This is a genomic window from Arthrobacter sp. TmtSoilC77 (assembly GCF_059739415.1).
Genome location: NZ_AP046050.1, coordinates 2,127,327 through 2,148,792, shown reverse-complemented (window position 1 = coordinate 2,148,792; position 21,466 = coordinate 2,127,327). Strand labels below are relative to the sequence as shown.

The 21,466-nt window shown below is 62.4% G+C and carries 18 protein-coding genes and 5 pseudogenes; 12 read left to right on the top strand and 11 right to left on the bottom strand.

Annotation, left to right across the window (positions count from 1 at the left end):
- Window positions 1-3: 3 nt before the first annotated feature.
- Window positions 4-1,587, bottom strand: coding sequence for an ABC transporter substrate-binding protein (locus AC6I99_RS09915; RefSeq protein ID WP_497960927.1), 1,584 nt, complete (start codon window positions 1,585-1,587; stop codon window positions 4-6).
- A 314-nt stretch (window positions 1,588-1,901) separates the two neighbouring features.
- Between AC6I99_RS09915 and AC6I99_RS09910 the strand changes: the two genes are divergently transcribed.
- The 9 genes from AC6I99_RS09910 to AC6I99_RS09870 all read left to right on the top strand — a co-directional run bounded on the left by AC6I99_RS09910 (window position 1,902) and on the right by AC6I99_RS09870 (window position 9,972).
- On the top strand, window positions 1,902-2,534 hold the full coding sequence (locus AC6I99_RS09910) for an RraA family protein (protein WP_387819164.1): 633 nt from the start codon (window positions 1,902-1,904) through the stop codon (window positions 2,532-2,534).
- Between the two features lie 50 nt (window positions 2,535-2,584).
- Entirely contained in the window at window positions 2,585-3,934 is a 1,350-nt protein-coding gene (locus AC6I99_RS09905) for an MFS transporter (RefSeq protein WP_497960926.1), read from the top strand.
- Between the two features lie 91 nt (window positions 3,935-4,025).
- Window positions 4,026-4,829, top strand: coding sequence for a LamB/YcsF family protein (locus AC6I99_RS09900; RefSeq protein ID WP_497960925.1), 804 nt, complete (start codon window positions 4,026-4,028; stop codon window positions 4,827-4,829).
- Between the two features lie 24 nt (window positions 4,830-4,853).
- Window positions 4,854-5,606, top strand: a complete 753-nt coding sequence (locus AC6I99_RS09895) for a 5-oxoprolinase subunit B family protein (RefSeq protein ID WP_497960924.1) — start codon at window positions 4,854-4,856, stop codon at window positions 5,604-5,606.
- Window positions 5,606-6,631, top strand: a complete 1,026-nt coding sequence (locus AC6I99_RS09890) for a 5-oxoprolinase subunit C family protein (protein ID WP_497960923.1) — start codon at window positions 5,606-5,608, stop codon at window positions 6,629-6,631. The genes AC6I99_RS09895 and AC6I99_RS09890 overlap by 1 nt, the downstream gene beginning before the upstream one ends.
- Before the next feature lie 106 nt (window positions 6,632-6,737).
- A complete protein-coding gene (locus AC6I99_RS09885; protein WP_497960922.1) occupies window positions 6,738-7,535 on the top strand; it encodes an SDR family oxidoreductase in 798 nt (265 codons plus the stop codon).
- Window positions 7,536-7,581: 46 nt separating this feature from the next.
- The gene (locus AC6I99_RS09880; protein WP_497960921.1) at window positions 7,582-8,760 is read left to right on the top strand and encodes a pyridoxal phosphate-dependent aminotransferase; all 1,179 of its coding nucleotides are present in this window, start codon (window positions 7,582-7,584) and stop codon (window positions 8,758-8,760) included.
- On the top strand, window positions 8,757-9,359 hold the full coding sequence (locus AC6I99_RS09875) for a TetR/AcrR family transcriptional regulator (protein ID WP_497960920.1): 603 nt from the start codon (window positions 8,757-8,759) through the stop codon (window positions 9,357-9,359). The genes AC6I99_RS09880 and AC6I99_RS09875 overlap by 4 nt, the downstream gene beginning before the upstream one ends.
- A 112-nt stretch (window positions 9,360-9,471) precedes the next feature.
- Window positions 9,472-9,972, top strand: a complete 501-nt coding sequence (locus AC6I99_RS09870; protein WP_497960919.1) for a TetR/AcrR family transcriptional regulator — start codon at window positions 9,472-9,474, stop codon at window positions 9,970-9,972.
- A 3-nt stretch (window positions 9,973-9,975) separates the two neighbouring features.
- Here AC6I99_RS09870 and AC6I99_RS09865 read toward each other — a convergent pair whose 3' ends face one another.
- Window positions 9,976-10,494, bottom strand: coding sequence for a hypothetical protein (locus tag AC6I99_RS09865; protein ID WP_497960918.1), 519 nt, complete (start codon window positions 10,492-10,494; stop codon window positions 9,976-9,978).
- Between the two features lie 817 nt (window positions 10,495-11,311).
- Here AC6I99_RS09865 and AC6I99_RS09860 point away from each other — a divergent pair.
- On the top strand, window positions 11,312-11,851 hold the full coding sequence (locus tag AC6I99_RS09860; protein WP_497960917.1) for a gluconokinase: 540 nt from the start codon (window positions 11,312-11,314) through the stop codon (window positions 11,849-11,851).
- Window positions 11,852-12,429: 578 nt separating this feature from the next.
- Window positions 12,430-13,824, top strand: a complete 1,395-nt coding sequence (locus AC6I99_RS09855; protein WP_497960916.1) for a glutamine synthetase family protein — start codon at window positions 12,430-12,432, stop codon at window positions 13,822-13,824.
- A 175-nt stretch (window positions 13,825-13,999) separates the two neighbouring features.
- On the opposite strand, the gene AC6I99_RS09850 is transcribed toward AC6I99_RS09855, so the two are convergent.
- Both AC6I99_RS09850 and AC6I99_RS09845 read right to left on the bottom strand, forming a co-directional pair.
- Complete coding sequence (locus AC6I99_RS09850; RefSeq protein WP_497962014.1) at window positions 14,000-14,281, bottom strand: hypothetical protein; 282 nt, start codon at window positions 14,279-14,281, stop codon at window positions 14,000-14,002.
- Window positions 14,282-14,417: 136 nt separating this feature from the next.
- Window positions 14,418-14,747, bottom strand: a pseudogene (locus AC6I99_RS09845) (hypothetical protein); the annotation flags it as partial.
- A gap of 475 nt (window positions 14,748-15,222) precedes the next feature.
- On the opposite strand from AC6I99_RS09845, the pseudogene AC6I99_RS09840 reads away from it, so the two are divergent.
- A pseudogene (locus AC6I99_RS09840) lies at window positions 15,223-15,354 on the top strand (IS110-like element ISMav6 family transposase); the annotation flags it as partial.
- A 187-nt stretch (window positions 15,355-15,541) separates the two neighbouring features.
- Here the strand turns inward: AC6I99_RS09840 and AC6I99_RS09835 are convergent.
- The 7 genes and pseudogenes from AC6I99_RS09835 to AC6I99_RS09805 form a co-directional block, all read right to left on the bottom strand.
- A pseudogene (locus AC6I99_RS09835) lies at window positions 15,542-15,742 on the bottom strand (IS110 family transposase); the annotation flags it as partial.
- A gap of 286 nt (window positions 15,743-16,028) precedes the next feature.
- Window positions 16,029-16,508 (bottom strand): annotated as a pseudogene (locus tag AC6I99_RS09830) (DDE-type integrase/transposase/recombinase); the annotation flags it as partial.
- Window positions 16,509-16,515: 7 nt separating this feature from the next.
- A complete protein-coding gene (locus tag AC6I99_RS09825) occupies window positions 16,516-17,580 on the bottom strand; it encodes an IS110 family RNA-guided transposase (protein ID WP_497960915.1) in 1,065 nt (354 codons plus the stop codon).
- A 298-nt stretch (window positions 17,581-17,878) separates the two neighbouring features.
- A pseudogene (locus tag AC6I99_RS09820) lies at window positions 17,879-18,313 on the bottom strand (helix-turn-helix domain-containing protein); the annotation flags it as partial.
- Window positions 18,314-18,620: 307 nt separating this feature from the next.
- The gene (gene dmpG / locus AC6I99_RS09815) at window positions 18,621-19,643 is read right to left on the bottom strand and encodes a 4-hydroxy-2-oxovalerate aldolase (protein ID WP_497960914.1); all 1,023 of its coding nucleotides are present in this window, start codon (window positions 19,641-19,643) and stop codon (window positions 18,621-18,623) included.
- Window positions 19,640-20,590 (bottom strand): acetaldehyde dehydrogenase (acetylating), encoded by a 951-nt coding sequence (locus AC6I99_RS09810; RefSeq protein WP_497960913.1) that lies wholly within the window; start codon window positions 20,588-20,590, stop codon window positions 19,640-19,642. The genes dmpG and AC6I99_RS09810 overlap by 4 nt, the downstream gene beginning before the upstream one ends.
- A 19-nt stretch (window positions 20,591-20,609) precedes the next feature.
- Complete coding sequence (locus AC6I99_RS09805) at window positions 20,610-21,404, bottom strand: 2-keto-4-pentenoate hydratase (protein WP_497960912.1); 795 nt, start codon at window positions 21,402-21,404, stop codon at window positions 20,610-20,612.
- Window positions 21,405-21,466 lie beyond the last annotated feature (62 nt).

The window sequence follows — 21,466 nt, the reverse complement described above, 5'->3', positions numbered from 1 at the left end:
TGCTTACTTGGTGATGCGCAGAGTGGCGTAGTCGACGATTCCCGACGGTGCCTGGATGGAAAATCCTGAGCGTTGGGCGACGATCTGAGGTTCGCCGACGAAGGGAACGATGTCGTTGTCGCTGAGGATGCTCTTCTGTGCCTTGGTGTAGGCGTCGCAACGGGCTGATTCGTCAGTGGCGGCCTGGGCGGTGGCGATGTCTGCGAGGATGTCGGCGTTCTCGCCGCCGCCGATGTTGCGGCCACCCTTTTCGGTGGGCACACCGGCGATCCTGGTCAGGGAAGCTGCCACGGTTCCGACGAAGTTGGCATCACCCTGCACGGTCAGGTCCCAGGTCTCGGGCTTGGTCTGGGTCATGGTGGCCCAGGTTCCGTTGTCCACGAGCTGGAGGTTCACCATAGCCCCTGCCGCGCGAAGTGCTTCCTGGACATAGGTGCTGCCCGCTCCGTTCGGGCCGATGCTGGTGGTGCCGACCATCTTGAAGGTCTTCCCCGCAAGCACGGCCTTGGCCGCGGCCGCGTCCTCCTTGGTCAGGCTCGAGTTGTCCGGGAGCGCGCACGGCACCGTGGGAGCCACGATCGAGTTGTAGGTGATGCCCTTGCCGGCGTAAGCGGCTGCGTTGAACGCCTGCTGGTTCATCAGTTGGGCCACTGCCTTGCGCAGTGCCGGATCGGTAAAGGGGCTGCCTTCACGCTGGTTGAAGAGGAGGAAGATGCCTGCGAAGGGTACGGAGGTGACGGTGTAGTCCTTGTTGCCTTCAAAGCGCTGGACATCGGCGGGGGCGATATCCGAGACGTCCATTTCACCGGTGAGGAGCTGGTTGGCCACCGTGGTCTTATTGACACCTGGGAAGAAACGGACGGTTTTGGCGGGAACGCCTTCCAGGGGCTTGGAGTACTTCGGCCAGGCCTTGTAGTCCTCGCGCAGGGTCATGTCATAGCTGACGCCATGGCTAGCCTTGGTCAACGTGTAAGGGCCTGAGAACGCACCCTTGACGGCGCCCTTCGCCAGGCCATCCAGATCAGCGAGACCGGCCGGGCAGATGATGCCGGTCTGGGCCAGGGTCAGCCCGCCGATGAGCTCGGACCAAGGCTGGGCGAGCTTGATCTCCACCGTCCCAGCGGCGTCATCGCCGGTGATCGTGGGCTGGCCGGGACCGAACACGAGCTTGCCGAAGTTGTTCTTGGTGGCGGGGTCGGCGAAGTAGCTGAGCGATTTGGCCACGATCGTGGGAGTGATGGGGGTGCCGTCCGCGCATGAGGCATCTTTGCGGATGGTCAACGTGGCGTTGGTGGCGGTGGATTTCCACTCGGTTGCCAGGCCGCCAATGAACTTGCCGTCAGCGTCCCTGCGGACCACGGTGTCGTACAGGAACCGGGCAACCTCGTAGTCGTCCTTGGCGTTGGCCTTGGCGGCGTTGAAAGTAGTGGGATCTGCGTTGAGGGCAGTCCGGATGGTGTCCGTGGACATGGTGCCGCCAGTGCTTCCGCCTGCCGCTGACTGGCCTCCGGTGGTGCAGCCGGTCAAGAGGAACGCGGCAGCGGTTACTGCGGCCGCGGTGGCCATGAACGTGGAACGTCCTTGCATAAGGGTGAACCTCCTGGTCGCCTTCGGGAGGCCGCGGCCAGGGCGGATGCGAGCGAACCCGGCCGGATATATCCCTAAGGAGTGAATTGCGATATCTTTCGCGAATGAGAAGAGATTCACACATTGGTTTCGGTAAGTCAATGCTTTTTTGTGAGTTCCCCCACAGGAGATCCGCCCCTCGCCGAGGTTTTACAGAACGGAAACATCGGGGGCTTGACGGCTGGAAGAAAAAACGCGAAACTTTTCTCATATGTGATGGGCGTCTCAGGGCGTCCAGCGCAACCGATACCCGGACCAATCCAAAGGTGGAACACATGGCAACGACTCTCGAGCTCACCGTCCGCAAGGCACAGTGGACCCGTCCGCCGCGGGAGCTGGTCCGTGCATTCGAGGCATTCCCGGTGGCCAACATCGGCGATGCCATGGAACGCCTCGGCCTGGTGGATGGCAACATCAACCCCGTGTGGGCCGGCGCCAAATGCGTTGGATCTGCCCTGACGGTCCTCGGTGCAGCGGGCGACAACGCGGCGGTCATCGAGTCCCTGAACTACATCGAGCCCGGTGACGTCGTGGTCATCAACGGCTTCGGCCACGAGCACCGGGCACTGGTGGGCGAACAGCTCTCCCAGCGCTTCGAGGCCGCGGGCGCCACCGGTGCCGTCATCGATGGCTACATCCGCGACCGGGCAACCATAACCGAGATCAAGTTCCCCGTGTTCGCACGCGGCACCACCCCCGCCGGGCCGTTCAAGAACGGCCCGGGCGTCATCGGCGAACCGGTAGCCATCGGCGGCATTGTTTGCTCCGCTGGCGACATCGTCGCCGCAGATGATGACGGCGTCGTCATCATCCCCCAGGCCCGCGCGGCCGAAATCCTCGAGTTGGTCAAGGCTGTCGCGGTTCACGAGGCCGAAATGACCGCCGAGATTACCCGCGAATACAGCTAGTCCTCCCCTACTCCCCCAACGGAACACCGCTTAGACTGAGAGAACCCGCAATGACTAACTCATCGACGGCATCAGTGACACTGAACACCGCTCAAATAAAGGTCGTCACCGCTGACGGCAAGGTGGTGCGCAAGGCGACCCTGGCCGGCACCATGGGTTCCTTCGTGGAATGGTACGACTACGGTATCTATGGCCTGCTGACCACGTACCTGGCCATCAACATCATGGGCTCCAAGGATCTCGGTTCGCTGCTGCTGACCAACGTGGGCTTCCTGGTGAGCTTCCTGGCCCGCCCCTTCGGCAGCGTCATTGCCGGTTACCTCGGAGACAAGCTGGGCCGCAAGAACCTACTTGCAGTGCTTTTGCTGCTCATCTCCGGAGCAACGGCATGTATCGGCCTAATCCCGTCCTCCTCGGTCATCGGTTGGGCCGCGCCGGCACTGCTGATCCTCTTCCGAATTCTGCAGGGCTTCTCCGCAGGTGGCGAGGTGGCAGGCGCCATGGCCTTCGTTGGCGAATACGCCCACGACAAGCGCCGCAACTACTCCATGAGCTTTATCGCAGTGGGCTCCTTCTGCGCACTCCTCTTCGGCAGCGGCTTCTCCGCCATGCTCATCACTACCCTCGGCGACGCCACAATGGAAGCTTGGGCATGGCGCATTCCGTTCCTTTTTGCACTCCCCCTGGGCTACGTGGGCTTCTACATCCGCTCCAAGATGGAGGACACCCCGCACTTCGCCGCCCTCCGGGAACGCAACGTCGTGGAACGTAATCCGCTGCGTGCCGTCTTTACTTCCAAGCGGCACCTCAAGGCAATTGCGCTGACCATCTTCCTCCCGGCCCTCAACGGACCCGGCTACTACCTGCTCTTCGCCTACATGCCAACGTACCTAAAGACCCAGCTCGGCAGTGGCAACAACTTCACCATGCTCCAGGCCCTTATGGTCACAGCCGTAAGCCTCGTCGCTATCATCGTGTCCATTCCCCTCATGGCGCGGCTGTCAGACCGAATCGGCCGCAAGCCAGTACTGATTCTGTCCGCCGTTCTCATGGCTGTGGTGTCCTACCCGATGTTCGCCATGATCACCACCGGAAACATGGGCCTGGCTTGCATCGCCACAGTCATCATGGCCATCGCCTTCTCCGGCCATGCCGCCGTGGTCCACACCGTCCTGACGGAAATGTTCCCCACGACCGTCCGCTACAGCGCTTACAGCATCGGCTTCAGCCTCAGCACCATCATCTTCGGCGGCAGCGCCCCGCTGGTCATGACCGAAATCATCAAGGCCACCGGCAACAGCATGGTCCCGGCATATGCCGCCATTGGCACGGCCATCATCACGCTCGTCTCGGTCTTCTTCCTGAAGGAAACCAAGGGCCAGCCCCTGGCCACCCACTAACAAAACCCGTGCGGCGGCGGCCTGCCGCCATTGCCGGCCGGCCGCCGCCGTTGGACCATAAAGCACACAACGAGAACCATTGGGAGTCACCTTGGGCATCAACTCAGTCGCCGTCGTCGCAGACCTCGGTGAAAGCTACGGAAATTACACCATCGGCGATGACGACGCCCTGCTGGGCCTGGTCACTGCCTCCAACATCGCCTGCGGCTTCCACGCCGGTGACCCCCGAGTCATGGACGCTACAGTCAAAGCCTGCGTGGAACGCGGCATTGAACTGGGTGCACACCCGGGCTACCCGGATCTGGTGGGCTTCGGGCGCCGGCTGATCGAGGCCAGCGAGGAGGAAATCCGCACGGACGTCCTGTACCAGATCGGCGCGTTGGACGCCTTCGCCCGTATCCACGGCGGCAAGATCAGCCATGTCGCGCCGCACGGCCGCATGGGCAGTATCGCACAGACTGACGCGAAACACGCCCGGGCCATCACTGATGCCATCAAGGCCTATGATCCGTCGTACATTGTGATCTGCCAGAACGGCCTGCTCGCCGAGGAATCCCGCAAGCGCGGGCTCAAGGTTGGCTACGTCTTCCTGGCAGACCGCGGCTACGGCGAGGACGGCATGCCCGTTTCCCGTAACACCGAGGGCGCGCTCCTGCACGACCCCGAGGAGATCGGCCGCCGCGTGGTCCAGGTTGTCACCGAGGGAACCGTTCGTGCGGTCACCGGCAAGGTTGTCCCGCTCGGCCACGATGCCGACGTCGTCCTGCTCCACGGCGACCACCCGCAGGTCCTTGAGAACGGCACGGCTCTCCGTGCGGCGCTGGACAAAGCCGGCGTCAAGGCCACAGGACTGCAGGAAGTGCTGGCCGAGAAGGCCAAGCTCGCAACCGTCTGAGCCTCCCCTACTTCCGAAGGAATCATGAGTACGCACCCAGTTCCCGGACAGACTCCGGACATCAATGCCGTTCCTTTCGGGGACTCGGCGCTGATGGTCAGCGTGGCTTCCGGGACCGTCGAGGACCGACAGGCCGGCAGCCGGCGGCTCCGCGAAATCCTTCTGGAGGTGCGGCCCTTCGGCCTCCAGGATGTGGTGGCCGGTGTGGACTCATTGTTGGTGGAATTCGACTGCCTGGCCGTAAGCCATGCGCAACTGGCCCAGACCATTAGGCTGGCCGTTGCCGGGCGGTTCCACCAGGACGCCAGTCAGGCCGGTGGCAAGCATTTTGTGATTCCGCTGGTGGTCAACGAGGCCTTCGCACCGGACCTGCCGGACGTGGCCGCCGAGCTGGGCATCAGCGAGGAGGCCGTGCTGGGCCATCTCGAAGACTCTGTCCTCTCGATCAACCTGTTGGCCTCGGCCATGGCGCCCATGATGGGCGCGGTGCGATTCCCCGGCCAGGTCAGCCGTTGCAAGGAACCGCGGACCAATGTGGATCCGGGGTCGGTGATGGTGGCCGGAACCAATGCCATCATCCAGCCCTTCCCGGGCCCCACGGGGTGGAAGGTCATCGGGCGCACTCCCCTGACCATCTGCGACATCCATGAGGATCCGCCCACCTCTTACGCGCCCGGTGACACCGTACGGTTCAAGGTGGTCCCGGAGTCCGAGTGGGCACGCCTGGAAGGCCGGTTCCTGATGACCGATTCGTACTCGATTGAGGGGGCACGCTGATGCAGGCCGAGCGCAGCGTTACCATCAGGGTCCAGGAGACCGCATGGCTGGCCACGTTCCAGGACCTGGGACGTGAACAATCCGAAGCGCTTGGTGTCCCCTGCGGCGGCGCGGCCGACCAGCACTCGGCAGCGGTGGCGAACATCCTGGTGGGTAATGACCGTAGGGCCACTCTCCTGGAACTCATGGGCGGCCGGTTCTCCTTCACGACGTCCAAGCCTGTGCTGATTGCCGTTACCGGAGCCCCGGCCGACGTCACGGTGAATGGCAGCAGGGTCTCCATGTGGGAACCGGTCTGCGTGCCTGCCAAAGCGCGGGTGGTGATAGCCAACGCCCGCGGCGGCATGCGGAACTACCTCGTTTTCTGCGGAACCCTGGTCGCGGACCACTTCATGGGCAGTACGGCCCCCGAGGCAAGAATGGGCTTCCCGCAACAGATCGCCGTGGGCCAGCATCTGGAACTCAAAACTTCCTACACCGGCTTTGAGCATCCCTACCTCACCCAGCCGCTGTTCCGGCTTCCGGTGCCGATCCCTTCGCTCGAGCACCCTCTGTGGACCATCGACATTGTTGAAGGACCGGAAACCGACGCAGCCACGGGAATCCGCGAACTCCTCGCCTCCCGCGAATACACGGTCACCGCCAAGTCCAACCACGTAGGACTGCGTTTGGACGGTCCGGTGGTTCACCCTGAAGGCCTGGGAGAAATCGTGTCCCACGGCGTGCCGATCGGTGCGTTCGAGATCCCGCACGGCGACGAACTCATCATTCTGGGCCGCTACCGGACACTGACGGCCGGCTACCCCATCGTCGCTTTCGCCACCACGGCATCCATGCCCATGTTGGGCCAGGCGCGTCCCGGTCAGCGCATGATGTTCCGCTGGGTGAGCCAGGACAAGGCCGTTGCCGACTATCACGAATCCCAGCGCCTGCTTGGCGTGCTGGAGTCCCGGGTCGAGAGCCTGTTCGAGGCAATCGACCTCCCACACCACTCACGTCAGGCGCCGGCGCCGGCCGCGGCCTGAAGAGTTCAGCCGGGGAGGGTACTTGACCAGCAAGCTCTTTAAATGAGAAACTTTTCGCATATTTGATATGCTTCTCACGACATGCACCCCTCACAGGAACGGAACCATGGGACTTCTTGAAGGCAAAGTTGCCGTAATTACCGGCGCGGGCACGGGCATGGGCCGGTCCACGGCAGCGCTGCTCGCCGCGGAAGGAGCTCAGGTGGTGCTGGTAGGCCGGCGGCTTGAGGTCCTTGAAGAAGTCGCCGCGGAGATCAGGGCTGACGGCGGGAACGTCCACCCTCACGCCGCGGACATCGTTTCCAAGGACGGCGTGGACGCCCTGGTCGAGTGGGTGTGCGAAAACCTCGGACCTGTGGACGTCCTAGTGAACAACGCCGGAAGTGCCAGCAAGGTCCTGAACGTGCGCTGGATCAGCCAGGAGGAATGGAACAGCGTCCTGGACGTGAACCTGAACGCCGTGTACCTGCTCACCCAGGCCGTGCTACCGGGCATGCTTTCCCGGAACACCGGCACCATCATTACTGTCTCCTCCCTTGCTGCCGTGAACCCGAACCTCTTGGGCGGCGCTGCTTACGGGGCAGCGAAGGCAGCCGTGCGGAACTTCATGACCTACCTCCACAACACGTTCCGCAATGAAGGGCTCCGCGCCATCACTATCCTCCCGGGCGAAACGGCAACCCCCATCCTGGATAACCGGGCACGGCCGCCCAAGGACGAAGAACGCGAAGCCATGGTCCAGCCGGAGGACGTCGCCCGGGCCATCCACCTCGTTGCCACCTTGCCTCAGCGCACTGTGGTCCAGGAGCTCGTGATTGCACCCACCGTCCAGCGCGATACCTCCGGAGACATCGAAATCAGCCGCTGGATCGGCGCTCCCCGGGAAGACATTCCCCAGCAATAGCAAACCCATCATCTTTCACTCCCAACAATCCCGAAGCAGGACTGCCATGACCCTCGAACCATCCACCGCCGTCGCGACCTTCCAGCCTTCAGAGGCCGTGCAGCGGGTCCAGCGCACATCGCTGCGCGTCCAGCAGCCCCAGTCCAAGGGCGACCTCGTTTCGCTCGCCATGGGTGAGCCGGACTTTGACACCCCCGAACAGGTCCGCGCCGCAGCCGCCCGCGCCCTGGAAGAGGGACACACCCACTACTCGCCGTTGCTCGGCGAGCTGGTGCTTCGCGAGGAGCTGGCTGCCCGTATCGGCCAGCTCCTCGGCGAAGTGGCCAGCCCCAGCGACGTGCTCATCACCCAAGGTGGAACCGCCGGACTTGCGGCCGCCATCCTGGGCATCGTCAACCCCGGAGACAAGGTGGTCATCCCCGATCCCACCTACTCGCTCTACGCGGACCTGGTGAGCATGGCCGGCGGCGAGATCGTTCCCGTTCCACTGGCTGGCGACCTCCATTGGGACCTTGAGGCCCTGGCATCGGCCCTTGAAGGCGCCAAGATGTTTGTCTTCTGCAATCCGTCCAACCCCACCGGCATCGTCCACTCGCGGGCGGAGCTTGAGGCCCTGGCAAGCATGGTTGCCGGGACGGGCACCCTGGTCTTGTCCGACGAAGCGTACAGCGACCTCGTCTACACGGCGGAACCTTTCACCTCCGCCCTGGAGATCCCAGGGCTGGCCGGCAGGACAATCTACTGCCAGACCTTCTCCAAGAGCTATGCCATGACGGGCTGGCGCGTGGGATACCTGTGGGGACCCTCCGATGTCATCGCCTCCGCCGCGCGTGTGCACAACACCTTCAACGGCTCCATGAACACCGCCGTCCAGCTGGCCGCCCTGACCGCCCTGAAGACCTGCGGACCCGACATCAAGCGCATGCACGCCTCGTACGCAGAGCGCCGCGAGCTCATGTATGACGGACTCCGCAAAATCCCCGGCCTCACGGTCAGCTCCCCGGAAGGGGCGTTCTACCTCTTCCCCAAATACGACGTGGACCTGCCAGCTGCCCAGATGGTGGCGCACCTGCGCGAATTCGGTGTCGCTGTCCGTCCGGGCAGTGAGTTCGGGCGAAACGGCGAACACTATCTCAGGCTCTCCTATGCCGCCAGTGCCGAAGCCATCACAGCCGGCGTCGAGCGGATCGCCGCAGGCCTGGCTGCGCTCAGGCAGACGCCGTGACCCTGCTCAATCCTCCGGCGGGCCTGCGGGTGGACATGCAGCGGAACCGGACGCTTTTGGTGGATGCGGCCGGCCGGCTCTTCGGAGCCGGCCGTTCGGCTACCATGTCCCAAATTGCCGCCGAAGCAGGGATCTCCTCTGCCACGGCTTACCGCCATTTCGCATGCGTGGACGACGTCCTTGCCGCTTATCGCTTTGAGGTCGGCCGCGAACTGCTGGAGTTCAGCAGGGAGCAGAACGCCCAAGGGCTCGAACTGCTGGAAGCTGTGTGCAGCAAGTGGGTCCATCTTGTGGTGCAACACGGCGAATCCATGATCCACACCAGGTCCCCGGAAGGCTATCTAGCCCGCGTCAAGGTCGGGGCCTACTACCTGACCGTGCAGGCCGATGCCCTCGCGAAACCGCTTGAGGAAGCATCCAAGGCTCTCGGCATCGAGCATCCCGGAGACGAGGCACTGTTCCTCTGGAACGGCTTCTTTGACCCCAGGGAAATCCACGACCTCCTCCGAAGCCTGGACCTCACCGCCGCCCAGGTGTCGGCCCGTCTGGTCAAGACCTTCACGGCCGCCCTGACAGGGTGGTCCACTTCCAGGACCTAAGCTTGAGGTGACGAAAGGGTGCCCATTAATGCGTAGTGACACACAGCGCAACCGCAGACAACTGGTCAACGCTGCTGGTCAGCTTTTTGCCTCCCGCCGTGGGCCGATCAGCATGACTGACGTGGCTAAGCACGCGGAGATTTCCACTGCCACCGCCTACAGGCACTTTGCATCAGTGGATGACATCCTTGCCGAGTACCGTTTCGGTGTGGGTGAGAAGCTGCGGGACTACAGCCTCAAGCAGCAGGAACTGGCCGGAGTCGAACTTTTGACGGCGGTGAGCCGCAAGTGGGTGGACCTGGTCACCCGCCATGGCGGAGCCATGCTCTACACCCGTTCCGGCGAAGGATACCTGGCCCGCCTCCGCGCCGGAGCCTTTTACCTGACCGTGCAGGCGGATGCGCTGGAACGTCCGCTGCGCGAGGCCTGCGAGGAACTCGGGTTGCCGGCGATCGGCGATGAAGCCATGTTCCTCTGGAACATCCTGTTCGACCCCCGCGAAATCCTCGACCTCATCAACACGGTGGGCCTAACAAAGGACCAGGCAACGCGCCGGTTGATTGCCGCCCTCAAAGGTGCGTTGGCGGGCTGGGCACAGGACAGCGGCGCCTGAGCTTCAATGGCCCTGACGGACCAGTTCGCGGATGCGTTCAGCTGGCAGGGCTGTCAAAGCAGCAATGCGGAAGATGTCCATAGCGGCGGCTTCGAGCCCTTCAAGGACGTCATCGCGGAGCTTTCGCGCACCAAGCTCCTTCTCCGCCAGAGCCGCGTTCAGTTGATCGGTAATGGCCCGCAGCCCGGAAAGATGCCATTCCGGCGGGGCACCTGAAAAGTCGAGTTCCTGATAGGCGCGCCCGAGCCGCTTAACGTCCGTTGCGCGGATACCCACCACATCCGAGATCGAGGACAAGGGGACCCTGTCAGCCATGGCCGCGGCGATCGCTTCATTGCGACGCCCCAGAAGGGTACGGACATGGCTGTCGATACGTGCCCGCACCACCTTGGAGTCCAAGAGGCGGCGCTCCAACGGGCTGTGGCGTCGCTTCGCCGGTGAAGGACGACGCCGGGGCCTGGCTTCAGCTACGTAGGTCACGACGCGCAAGGCCCTGAACAAGGTGCCAGACCACTGCAGCATTTTGGTGTGTGGGCATGATGCTCCCCTCCAGCACCTGGAGATGGGGGCCCGCCTCACCGACGGGGGCCCACATGCCGCTCACCGGGCAGTGGGACCCGGTTCCGGCAACATACCGGCAGCGGTGTGTATGTCCGCCCGGGTGTTCTCCAATGATGCGCAACATGGTGTGCCTCCCGCTGTTTGAGCCTGCTTAAAGACTCCGGAAATCTGATGCTTTAAGCGTATGTCGCACACCACGACTAAGCAAGAAATTTTTCTCATTTGTTTAAGATTTCTCATTGCCTCCGGGTGCCTCACTGAAGATATTTGAAGACGGTCCAAGATCTTGCGACCAGCACGCAGTCCGTCCTGTGCCGTGCCCCGAAGGCCGGTGTTTTCTTGCTGGATGTGGCCCTGAAAAATGCCGGCGATCCGCAGCCAAGGCACACCAGCCCCCCCCGTTGGCAACTCTTGCGCCAGGCGGGGTCTCGGAGATCAAAATCGGATGCGCGCCAGTCCTTGCCGTCCACCGCGCTTCGAGCCCACTTCACGCGCCCACCCCATCCCCGGGAAATTCAGAAGAAAGCGGGCGCGACCCCGATGTCGATGATCCCGCGGGGATCCTTACAAGGTCCTTCATGGGCGCCTCCCTCTTGCCTGCGTGCCACTCAACGGCGAGAAGCTCATATGAGAATTTTTTCTCACTTATATTCGATGTGAGTCAAGGGGTCGCCCATCTTTTGGAAGGGGCTTGACCTTCCATCATCTTCCTGAGAATGTTTTCTCAAGTATGATTTCTCGCGCGTCTGCAATGGCGCCATCGGAAGGAACGTTGAACATGGTCACCACTCCCCTACCTCCCTTGGTGGTCATGGGGGTCTCAGGATGCGGCAAGTCGACCATCGGCTCACTCCTGGGCGAGCGGCTGGGTGTGGCTTTCCAAGACGGGGACAACCTGCACCCCGCCGCTAACAAGGCCAAGATGGGTGCGGGCATCCCGCTTGACGATTCGGACCGGGAACCTTGGCTGGAAGAAATCGGGTGCGCCCTCAAGGCATCCGGTAACGCGGGCGCCCCGGCGATCATCGCCTGTTCGGCGCTGAAACGCAGCTACCGTGACCTGCTGCGGTCCCATGTTCCCGATCTCATGTTCGTGCACCTCAACGGTGACCGGCAGACGCTGCTGGAGCGGATGAACGCCCGTAACCACGAGTTCATGCCCTCAAGCCTTCTCGACTCCCAGCTGCGCACCCTCGAACCACTTGAGTACGACGAGAGGCACATCCTTGCGGACATCACGCTCGCACCAGCCGCACTCGTAAACGACATCTGCACTCAACTCGCTCACGCTCCTCTTCGTGGTGAAGACCGGCACTGAAGGAGGACCGCGCCTCCGGGCCAGTTGACCCGTGCGCATTCCACAGCCGCGGCGGAAGGGCGTGTACACCCCAAGCTGACGTCAGGGCGAAGCGCAGAGAGCGTCAGAATAGAACTGCGGTTGCTCTTTTCTGACACCATGCTTTGGAAGTCTCTGCAGCTCAACCTGACAGTTGCGGGGGAAGGCTTTCAATGCGACATATTGTGCCGCTTATTTCGCGTTGTCGGCGTCCGATCCGTCGTCGCCTTCCAGATTTCCTCATCCTTCCACGAAAGTCTCGGCCCCACCGCAGACCGGTCGGCCAGCGTGTTGCCCTTGGGGACGTGCTGTTCTCCTAAGAACGTCGACAGGGCTTTCGTCACTCCCCCGCAGCCAGCCCGTGTGGTGGGTGCGGGGTTGAAGCACTGTTTCAGATTAAAAGTGTTCTCATCAAAGTCGGTGGCTGGGCTTGTTCTTTCACTAAGGCAAGACTGTGACCGCGCTTACAGGAGTTCCACTCTCTGAAACCAGCCCATTGTCAGCCGAGGGCCGCCAGCCGACCATGGTCTTAGAAAGCCTAAAGAAAGCCGGAGGATTTGATGGAACACCCCGCCCAACCCGCGAATGCGGAGGCAATATCAAAGGTACGCGCCATTCTTGAACAAGAAGGCATCAAGCGGGTGCTAGTGATGGGCACAGACATCCACGGCCAGTCCCGCGGCAAATTTATCCCTCGATGGCGCTTCGAAAAGGATCCAACAGAAGCGCAGCACATCGCCGACATCATAGCTGTCCTGGACGTCGAGGATGAGATCATGGCTAGGCCGGCCGGGTACACCGGCTGGTGGCCTTCATGGGAGTCGGGTTTTTCCGACATGGAGGCACTTCCCGACCTGGAAACTTTCTCACCCGTCCCTTGGATCGACGGCAGCGCGATAGTTCTTTGTGACTTCCAGGATGAACAGGGACGACCGGTTTCCGCCATGCCACGCAGCCTGCTTCGTAGTATGGTCGATCGCGCCGCAGGAATGGGTTTCACGGCCAGGATGGCGACCGAGTATGAGTTCTTCGTTTTCCGTGAGACAGCGCAGTCCGCTCGTGCCAAGGGTTTCCGCAATCTGGAGCCAATGACCAGCGGTGTCACCATGTACGGTGGAGAGCGGGCACATAACGAGCTGGAACTGACGGCGGCCATTGAAGCTGCCTGTGAAAGCATCGGGGTTAAGATCGAGGCCGTTGTGCCTGAGGGAGGACCATCTCAATTCGAGCTTAACTTGACGCCGCAGGAAGCCTTACGGGCCGCCGACGAAGGCTTCTTGTTCAAGTTTGCCGTTAAGCGCATCGCCGAATCGCTCGGTTACACCTCATCCTTCATCGCCAAACCTGCTCCAGGCGGTTTTGGTTCCAGCATGCATGTGCATCAGTCACTGTGGTCCGGTGAACGAAACGTCTTCCACGACAACACCTCCGTTGATGGCCTGTCAAAGATTGGAAGGCAATACGTTGCCGGGCTCACGAGCACCCTGCGGGAGTTCACCGCGGTGTTCGCCCCCTTCATTACGTCTTACAAACGTTATGAGGCTGAATCAGCCGCTGGAACACAAGTTGCCTGGTCGCTTGGTAATCGTACGACAGCAATTCGAGCGATTACTGGCGCCGAACATCTCACTCGCATTGAAAATCGCACCCCCGGGGCAGATGGGAACCCATACCTCGTCCTATCTGCCATGTTGGCCGGTGGCCTGTGGGGAATCGAAAGCGACCTCGATCCCGGCACTGCTTACGCTGGTAACGCTTACGGCGATAGTTCTCTTCCAACCGTTCCCAGAACCCTCGCCGAAGCGGTGGACCTCTTCGAGCAGAGTGAAGTCGCCAACAAATACTTGGGTGAGGAATTTGTTCGCTACTACGGGGCGACCCGACGCTTGGAAGTCGAACAGTTCAACAGCGCAATAACAGACTGGGAGCTGTCCCGGTACTTTGGCAAAGTCTGACCCCACCGCGGATTGGTAGACACTGGGAGAGCGCCTCCATGACGCTCTCCCAGGGTTTTTGCCTTGCATCCTTGCGTCGAGATGGCGCATGCGCCTTCAATACCTGTATGAGGCGCTAATGCGGCGTCCACAGAGAAGTCAATGCACTTATCGAAACAGTGGCGCTGTAGCCGGCTTATGTTCTCGTTGTTGCTGTGCTGCCATGGCGACGTATGTCGCAGAGATAGCTGACCCGTCCGGGGTGGGACCAGATGATCAACAGTTGGGCCGCGGCGACCGGTCCGACTACTGGTTCGGCGAGCAGTGCCGGCCCGGCAGGGTGTTCGTGGATCCGACGGACCAGCTCGGGTTCGATGTCCGCGAGCTGGCTGCCAAGAAACTGTATGCGCGCGGTGATCGACTGCATGGTCACCAGCGTGATCAGGTGTTCGACCGTGGCGGCCGCGGTGGTGACCATGCTTCCGATCAATGTCAGCTGGGTTGCCAGCGGACGGCCGCAGCAGCGCCCGCAGTTGTTCGGGTGCAACCACGATGAGGCTCCTGAGTTCGTTGATTGCTTTGGTACGGCTGACGAGGCCCGCCTGGCGGGTCGCTGACAGGGCTCTGATCCCTTCACGCAGTCCGCCCACGCACGGACTGGGCTGGTGTTCCCGTGCCAACGCGGTCCGGGCGGCGCGGACCGCGTCGAGCCGATCGTTCTTGGAGCCGCGGGCGCGTTTCAGGGCACCGACTTCGACTACATCCTCACCGGCTAGGGCAAGTTCCCCTGCCAAGCCGGCGGCGAAGCTTCCTGTTCCCTCCAACGCCCAGACGCGGCGTCCAGGCGCGTGCTGTCGTGCCCACTCGAGCATGCGTGCGTATCCCGGACCGCCGGCCGCTGCCTCGATGTGGGCGTGGATGCCGCCGGTGGCCGTATCCAACACCGCCAGGTCGATGGTGTCACGTCCGGATCACCTCCGATGACGTAGTCATAGTCCTCTGCCAACTCGGTCATTGGTCGTACCCTAGTCAACTGGCGAACACGTCCACGCCGGACACGAAGGAAGATCACTCATCGCGGCAGCACTATGAAGGGTCACGCCCGAAGGGCGGACAAGCTCCTAATTAATCCAGGACCAACTGGGTCAGGTCGGCGCCGGCAGTTCAAGAGACGGGTCCAACGGAAGGCGCGCCTGGTTGCGGCCCTTCTCGGGAGTCACCTCTTGCTGCCGGCACTAACCGTTCCGGATCAGCCCTTCCAAAGCCACTTCTCATACTCACAGTGTTCTCGTTTGAGCCGCGCTTTCAGGCACTCGCGGGGTCGCAGAAGTACACCGGGATAAAGTGTCCGCCACATCAATCCTGGTGACAAGACATCTCGGTCCCCTGAGCCCATATCAAGGAACGGCGCAGATGGGCCGATCTGATCTGCGACCGTGTCCGGCAATCAACACGCTCCGGGCCGCCTTGCTGAAATACTTCCCTGCGCTCGAGCGCGCGTTCGACTCCAAGAAAGCCCCGCTCATCCTTGTCAGTGGCTACCAGACCCCGAGAATGTCCGGCGGATAGGACTGACCCGGCTCACCGGCTGGCTGAGGAAACGCGGCTGCCGCAACAGTGTCAAGATGGCCTAGAAGGAACTGATTGCCGCGAACTCCGGGCACACCCTCCTGCCAACGCAATTGAGACGAGAGGCCAAGGGGACGGCGCGCGACCGAACATAGGTCATCGGAAGCGAGAGGGTGTCAGCATCCGCGCCGGTGCGGCTGGCCACCCAGTCGATGGCCCTATTGATTCCGGCCGCAGTGGTGGGAAATGACCGGGATTCAAGTAGGGCACCGGTGGTGGCTACGAGGATTGCGTAGACATGATTGCGGGCGTGTGTGTCGACACCCACGACAAATGGGTGGGCATGAGCGACGATGGACATGGCGGTCACGGCACCTTTCCGAGAAACGAGGACATGGGTCAACGGCCGTCAAGGGCCGGTACCAGTCCGGGTAGGAGTCACGTCGGAACAGCACTGTGATGGGTCACGCCCCGCCATGGGGTGGACAATCTTCTGATCAAGCTACCGAGGTGGGCCGGGATGGTACCGGCCACCAACCCCAAAAGATGGACAAGTCCACAGCAAGACAATCAAACGTCAATGATTGTATGAGCCACATCCTCGGGGGCGGGCGGGCCAGTAGCCATCCTGCCAGCCGGTCCCGGACCAGCCATGATCAAGACTCACAGTGATTGTAGGGATGGAGCCACTCGGGGAAAGCTGCGACACGCTCGGCCTCGGAGCGGTAGGGCCGGATGTAGGCCCATTCCTCCAGCATCGTGCGGTTCAACCGTTCGACCTTGCCGTTGGTCTGCGGGCGATAGGGGCGGGTGCGTTTGTGCTTGATGTCCGGGCCCAGGGCCTGAGCGAAGGCCTTGGACCGGTAGCAGTTCCCGTTGTCCGTCAGGACCCGCTGGATAGTGATCCCTTGGGCTTGGAACCAGACATTGGCCCGCTGCCAAAAGGCTGCTGCTGTTTCCTTTGTCTCGTCCGCGAGGATTTCGGTGTAGGCCAGGCGGGAGTGGTCATCGACTGCGTTGTGGAGGTAGTGGTAGCCGGGACGGCGGTTGGACGGCGTCCCGGCTTTGTTTCGGCGTCCGGCGGCCCTGCTCAGAACCCGGTGTCCACCGCCGTCCGGGATCCGGCCGACTCTTCTATGTCTGTCAAGCGGCATTAGTGCAGGAGGCATTGAGCGTCCTATAGATGCGCCGGGCCAGGTAGCGCTTGATGCATCGACGGATTTCCCTGTTTGTGTGGCCTTCTGCCCGCCGCTTCTCGACGTATTTCCGGGTCTCGGGATCGTGGGCCATTTTGGTGAGCGCGACCATGTGTAAGGCTCGGTTCAGGCTTCTGTCGCCCCCGCGGTTCAGGCGGTGGCGGACGGTGTTTCCTGAAGACGCAGGGATCGGGTTGACGCCCGCCAGGGAGGCGTAGGCGGCCTCGTTTCGAACCCGCCCGTGGTGGGACCAGGTGGCGAGGCAGGTCGCTGCAGCGACGGGCCCAAAGCCCGGTTCCTGAAGCAGGGGCGCGGCCTCGCTGATCTGCACCAGCTCGGTCAGTTGGTTCTCGTTGGATTTGAGCTGTTCATCGAGTTCGAGGACACGCCTGGCCAGGCGAACCGCTTCGGCGCGGGCAATGGACAGGGAGAGCTCCTCCTCGCGTGCACGCCACCGTGAGACGTCAGTGATCTGCCCGACTGAAAGAGGCTTCCGGGCGTCCATTCCCAAAACGTGTGTGCGCAGCAGCGCGGTGAGCGCGTTGGCCGAGCGGGTCCGCTCGGTGCTCATCGCATCGCGTGCCGTGATCAGGATCCGCAGGGCTTGACGGACCCCGTCGTTCACCCTGGGCCGGCGCAGCTTCTCCAGCGGCAGCGGCAGCACGGCCGCGCCGATCCGGTGGGCGTCCAGGGCATCGGACTTCCCAACGCCGCGGCGCTTCCTGGCATCCATGCGTGGTGCCTCGGCGATCGGGAAGCCCTCGGCGGCAACAGTGCCGGCCAGGACAGCCCCGTAGGATGCGGCGCCTTCGATGACCCAGAGCGTGTCAGCGTCCGCCCCGGTACGGCGGGCGACCCAGGCGATGGCCCTGCTGATGCCGGCAGGCGTCGTGGGAAACTCCCGGGTATCCAGCAGCTCGCCGGTCCCAGCGGCGAAAACGGCGTAAACATGATTCCGGGCGTGGGTATCAACCCCCACGACAAACGGGTGGGAATGCGCAACGATAGACATGGCGGTGCAGCACCTTTCCTCAGCGATGGACAAGGTCCGGCCGCTAAAGGCCGGTACCGGTCCGGGTAGGAATCACATCGGAACAGCACTGTGACGAGTCACGCGCTCAACAACGCGGACAATCTTCTGATCAAGTCACCGAAGTGGGCCGGACAGGTACCGGCCGACCACCCCGACGGAAGGACAAGTCGGACGCAAGACACTACTGGTCATAGTTTCTTTGAGTCACAACCACCGAGGCGGACGGCCGATACTATCCTGCCAGCCAGTCCCAGACCAGCTGCTGATAAGACTCACAGAGTTTCTTGATGTCGACATGGACCAGGTCCCCGGGCCTGTCGTGTTCGTAGCGGCGGATCACCCTTCCGGTGCCGCGGTCGAGCCAGGCCAGTTTCGCCAGCCGGTAACGGGACAGCACGCGGTGCACAGTGGACGGGTGGATGCCCAGCAGATAACCGATCCTGGCAGGCCCCCACCGGCGGTTGACGCGCAGGGCGATGATCCGCCGCTCGATACGCGTTGCCGTCCGCCGTGGAGAAGAATGCGGGCGGCTGGAGCGGTCCTCCATCCCAGCCGGGCCGTGCTCGCGGTAGCGCCGTGCCCACCGCGCGGCGGTCGGAACCGAGACCTGGAACCGTTCCGCGGCCCGGCGCAGACTCCAGCACTGATCAACGACACACTGCGCGAGCCGCAGCCTGCCACGAGGCGTCAGAAGAGCGTTAGGGTGGGACATGAAGACCTCCGTGCGTGGAATTGGACTCTAGACAAGCCCCACTCCACCCGGAGGTCTTCTTCATGTCACCAACCACGCCGAGCGTCATCAACGTCCGTGGTCAATACACCTAGGCTTCCCCCACCCTGGTCCCTTATCTCATGAGGTCTTAGCACCAAAGACATCCAAGGTGAGAGCTCTTGACACGCACCGACTGGGCGGCTTGTGCATGAAGTACCCCGTGATGTAGCGATCCCGATACTCTTCACGCACAAGCCACCGCCCTCGTCGGCATTGACTCGGGCAGCTGCCTCCCTTTGGCAGTCCTTTAGCGTCCGGCGGAAAGCTGTACCGCAACGTCGACGATCATGTCCTCCTGGCCACCAACGTAACCGGCCCTACCTACCTCTTCGAGGATTTTCCAAGCCGGCACGCCATAGCGATCGGCAGCGCGTTCAGCATGGATGAGAAAGGAAGAGTAAACGCCGGCGTAGCCCTGCATAATAGAAGCGCGATCCATGACCGGGATGCGTCGGATGTAGGGCCTGACGGTATCCTCGGCTGCGGCCATGAGCGCTTGGACGTCAACGCCTGTGTTGATGTTCAACCGGTCGAAGGCAGCCGCCAAAACCTCAGTGGGCGAGTTGCCTGCTCCAGCCCCGAGGGCCGCCAAGGTGCCGTCGATCTGCTTTGCGCCGGCCCGGACGGCGAAGACCGAGTTAGCAACTCCGAAGGACAGATTCTGGTGGCCGTGGAATCCCACCTGCGCATCTGACCCGAGCTCGGCAACGAGCGCGGCAACGCGGTCGGAGACGTCCTCCAAAATCAGAGCGCCAGCAGAGTCCACCACATACACGCACTGGCAGCCAGCGTCGGCCATGATCCGAGCCTGTTTGGCCAATTCTTCGGGGGAGACGCGATGGGACAGCATCAAAAAGCCCACAGTTTCCATGCCCAGGTTCCTGGCATGGCCAAAGTGCTGGATAGATACATCCGCTTCAGTGCAGTGGGTGGCAAGACGGACCACGGAAGCGCCAGCGTCCCGGGCCTCATTTAGGTCCTCGAGGGTACCCAGGCCAGGGAGCATGAGCACCGCGATCTTCGCCCTTGTGGCCTCCTCGACGGCTGCCTTGACTAAGTCGAGTTCGGGGGTGAGGGAGAAGCCGTAGTTGAACGAGGAACCACCCAAGCCGTCGCCGTGTGTAACCTCGATGACCTGCACTCCGGCGTCGTCCAGTGCCCGGACGGTGGAGCGCACGTGGTCCACCGTGAACTGGTGGCTCATCGCGTGGGATCCATCACGAAGTGTAGTGTCGGTCAAGCGGATGCTGTAGTCGGGTGAGGTGCTCAAGCGTGTGCTCCTGCGGTAGTTGGGGCGGTCCCCGCCAGCTTGCGCTCGGCAAGCAGGTCTGCGGTGCGGGTCGCGGCGGCGGTGATGATGTCAAGGTTGCCGGCATATTCGGGCAGATAATCAGCCGCTCCCTTGACTTGAATCCAGACGCCGACTCGGCCCTGGTTATTCCACTCGGGGCGGGCGTGGTCAAACTGCGGGTCCACCCGTAGCGAGTAGCCGGGAACGTAGGCTTGGACTTGTTTGACGGTGCGGGCTATAGCCTCCCGGATGGCATCCTGCACGGGTCCAGGCTCAGTTGCCTCGGCCGGGACCGCAGCGTAGACGGTGTTTCGCATGATCATGGGAGGTTCGACGGGGTTGATGATGATGATAGCTTTGCCGCGGGCAGCACCGCCGACCACTTCAAGAGCCTTTGCGGTGGTTTGAGTGAATTCATCAACATTGGCCCTGGTTCCTGGCCCTGCGGACTTAGACGCGATCGACGCAACGATTTCAGCGTAGGGCACGGGGACGACAGACGAGATTGCAGCGACGATCGGCGTGGTTGCCTGCCCGCCACAGGTGATCATGTTTACGTTCTCCGCTTCCGGCACAGCGTCCAGATTCACCACTGGGCACACGTACGGGCCCACGGCGGCCGGGGTCAGGTCGATGGCGGTGATCCCGGCCGCAGCGTATCGCGGCGCGTTAGCGGCGTGGGCTTTCGCGGAGGTGGCCTCGAACACGAAGTCGGGTTTATCATCCTGGGCCAGCAGCCAGTCGACTCCCCCATGGGACGATATCAGGCCGAGCCTGGCGGCACGGGCGAGTCCGTCAGAGGCGGGGTCAACGCCAATCATGTATGTCGGTTCGAGGTGCTCGCTGCGGCGCATCAGCTTGAACATCAAGTCGGTGCCGATGTTGCCCGACCCGACGATTGCCGCCGTCATTTTTTTGGCTGTCATGAAAGAAGCCCTTTCCTGTTTAGGTGAAACGGATAGTCAGGGACCCTAGGTCCCCGAAGTCAGCTGTCGCCGTGCTGTCTGCAACAACCGGCAGCGCTTTGGTAAAGGAGCCCGGCAAGATCAACTGCCCTGCCTGGAGCGCAACGCCTTGCTCACCAAGGACGTTGGCCAGCCACGCCAGCGGGGCCACGGGGTCGCCCATAACCGCCTCACCGTTGCCGGTCTCTGCGGCATGGCCATCTATCACCAGCGTGCACTGCACCGAAGCCAAGTCGGCAACGTCCACGTCAAGCGGCGTGCGTCCAACCGCGATGGCCCCGCACGATGCATTGTCCGCAACGGTGTCGACCAGCCTGATGTCCCAGTCGGTGATGCGCGAATCGATGATTTCGATAGCCGCGTAGACTGCCCCGATCGCCTCGCGGGCCTGCTCCACGCTGACCCCCGGCCCCCGGAGGGTTTCCTTGAGCACGAAACCGAACTCCGGTTCTACTTTTGGGGCGATGAAGTCAGAAGCCGGGATAATCGCTTCATCATGGTGGACCATGTCTTCAAAGAAGAATCCGAAGTCTGGTGAGTCCACGCCCAGCTGGGCCTGCATGGCGGGCGAGGTGAGCCCGACCTTGCGTCCAGCCAGCACCCGCCCCTGCGCCAGATGGTGCTGCAACTGCGCGTTTTGGATCTCATAGGCGTCCTGGATACTCATCCCCTCCAGCCGGGTGCGCAGCGGAGAAATCGGCACGAGGGTGCGGGTCGCCTCCAGCAGCTCATCGGCGAACGGCTGCAGGACATTGATTGCAGTTTGCGGTTCCACATTGGCTCCTAGTTCGTTCCATAACCTATGGAAAGGCTTTTACTCTGATCTTGATTGTGTGG